The sequence below is a fragment of the Bacillus sp. SIMBA_074 genome (assembly GCF_046534555.1).
GTDB lineage: Bacteria > Bacillota > Bacilli > Bacillales > Bacillaceae_G > Bacillus_A > Bacillus_A mycoides.
The window spans coordinates 1-322 of sequence record NZ_JAWRYM010000262.1 but is presented as its reverse complement, the minus strand read 5'-3'; the positions used below and the strand labels follow the sequence as shown (position 1 = coordinate 322).

The 322-nt window shown below is 45.0% G+C and carries 1 protein-coding gene; it reads left to right on the top strand.

The features are described 5' to 3' along the window. On the top strand, nucleotides 1-322 hold a 322-nt coding region (locus SB773_RS30775), incomplete at both ends, for a nicotinate-nicotinamide nucleotide adenylyltransferase (protein ID WP_410594027.1).

The window sequence follows — 322 nt, the reverse complement described above, 5'->3', positions numbered from 1 at the left end:
CATCTTTGTCCCTTGTTCCTCCAAGCGCCATGATAAAAAAATGCAGACGGATGATGTTCATCGCTTACGCATGCTGGAATTGGCGCTTGCTACCTGCAAAAGCAAGACAAACAGCAAAGGCGATCCTCTGTTTGAAATCTCGACGGTAGAGATGGATGCGCTCCCTGGAGAAACGTATACGTATGACACCATGATTCATATGCGCAAAAAATATCCAACCGACGAGCTATTCTTCATTATGGGCTCAGATTTGCTCACGGGTATGTCCAATTGGGGAAATGCGGAGAAGCTTTTAACCGAATTTTACTTTATCGTCATGTCG